This is a genomic window from Protofrankia sp. CiP1_Cm_nod4, from assembly GCF_982290645.1.
In genome coordinates, this window is record NZ_CEVIVC010000228.1 from 834 (window position 1) to 2,828 (window position 1,995).

Consider the following 1,995-nt stretch of genomic DNA (forward strand, 5'->3'; position numbering starts at 1 on the left):
CGCGTCGGAACCGTTGGACGTGCCGAAGGAGCCGAAGGCCCCGAGAGGCTCGAAGGCCTCGGACGCCGACGACCGCGAGGCGCCGGGATGGTCGACGTCCACCCCGCCCTCGGCGAGCCCGACGCGTCCGATCCGGTCCAGCAGGAACAACGTCACCGGCGCGTTCTCCAGCAGCAGCCGCAGCTGGTGACGGACGGTTACCTCCTGCGTGATGTCCTGGAACTGGACGAGATAGTGGGGCTCCCGGTCGGGGCGCTCCCGCAGGAGCGCGATGATGACCAGGGTGTGGACCACCGAGCCGTCCGGGCGGACGAACCGGGTCACGTCCTGGTGGCCGCCGGGAGGGCCGGGGGCGTGGGGTGACGCGTTGTCCGGCCATCGCGTCCGGTCGTCCGGGTGGATCAGGGCGTCCCAGGTCGTGCGGAGGAGCTCCGCCTCGCCACGGCCGAGGATCCGGCATGCGGCCGTGTTCACCCGCCGCACCAGATGATCGGCCGTACCGACAAGCGCTATCCCGATCTGCAGCCGGTCGAACAGATCGAGGCGGTCCCCCTCCGGTTCCACCGGTTCCTCACCTACTCACCAGTGTCTGTCTCACCCGTGTCCTGTCGCACCCGTGTCGGTCTCGACGGCCTCGGCCTGGTCGAGCCGGCCTGGTCGAGCCGATCGGTATCCGGGGGAAAGACCGAACACCCTTCCGGTAACAGGAAAGTTAACTGTACTTGATTGGTAGCCTGATGTGACGAGTGTGACGTGAACGTGATCGCCTGGGTCGTTATAGTGATCATCTATCTGATGCGCGACCGCCTACCGGGCGCGATGGCTCCACCGGTCGGCCGTGGACGGTCATGACCAGCCGGGGCGGCCGCCTCCGGCCGGGAATCGATCGCTGCCAGCCGGGTCACGCCCACCGCATGCTCGGCATGCTCGGTTGTGTTGCGCTTGTGTTACCTGGTCGTCCGGACGCCGGTTCGCACGGCTGAAGACCCACCCGGTGGGCCTAGGGCGCCGATCAGGTAACTATAAGTATCCTCCCGCACGGTGGCACGCTTCGATTGACGCCAGCCACCGGAGAAGATCGGCGCGAGTTTGTCGTTGTGTACGCTTTTACGGACAAAAAGCGTACACAACGACAAACTCGCCTGGATCATGTCCTGTGCGGGTGGTCGTGGATGGGATCCGCGCTGCTTGACCGGCGCTCTGGTGGGTGGCAGCGGGCTGGCCGGCTGGCGGGCTGACGGCGCTGGGCGGCCGTCAGCGGGTCCGCGCGGCACCGAGTACGGGCTGCTCCGGGCAGCCGCTCAGAATTTTGATCATTGCTTCTCGCTCGGCCATCTCCATCCACAGGCCGTAGCGGGCCTTCACTCCGATCTGTCGGGCCACGTACCGGCAGCGGTACCCCCGGTTCGGGGGCAGCCACCGCGCGGCGTCGTCGTCGCTTTTCTCCTGGTTCGTCGGGCCGTTGACGGCGAGCAGGTTCTCCGGGTCGTTGGCGAACGCCAGCCGCTTGTCCGGCGACCAGAAGGCGGCCCCGGTCCGCCAGGCGTCCGCCAGCGCCACCACATGGTCGATCTGGATGGCACTCGCGGACCGTGAACGGTCGAAGCGGACGATCCGGTTGGTGTACGGATCCCTCAGCTCGCCGGTCAGCACGATGCACAAGTTCCGTCCCACGGTCACCAGCGTCAGGTCGCGGTGCAGGATGTCGTTGCGCGTGTCGCAGCCGTTGTTGTCAACGTCCGACCAGGCGGAGCCGAACTCGTCCCGCCGGTATGGCGGTGATGTTGTGGCCGGGTGCACCGGGACCGACTGGAGGGTGGCAACGGCGGTCCCGACGGTGACGACCTGGCCGCGCCCGCCCGCCCCGGCCGTCCCGCCGGTGCCCGTGGGGGATCCCGTGTCGTCGAGCGTCCCGCAGCCGGTCAGGGCGAGAAACACGCTGAGGCAGAGCGCGACAGCCGTCGGCAGGACCCGCGCCCGGCCGTCGGCGGGAAC

At 68.4% G+C, this 1,995-nt stretch carries 2 protein-coding genes; both read right to left on the reverse strand.

The features are described from left to right. Positions 1–564: PAS domain S-box protein (locus AC5LSR_RS23270; protein WP_493469033.1), on the reverse strand; the 564-nt coding region annotated here is incomplete at its 3' end. Between the two features lie 690 nt (positions 565–1,254). Continuing rightward, positions 1,255–1,995: HNH endonuclease family protein (locus AC5LSR_RS23275; protein WP_493469034.1), on the reverse strand; the 741-nt coding region annotated here is incomplete at its 5' end.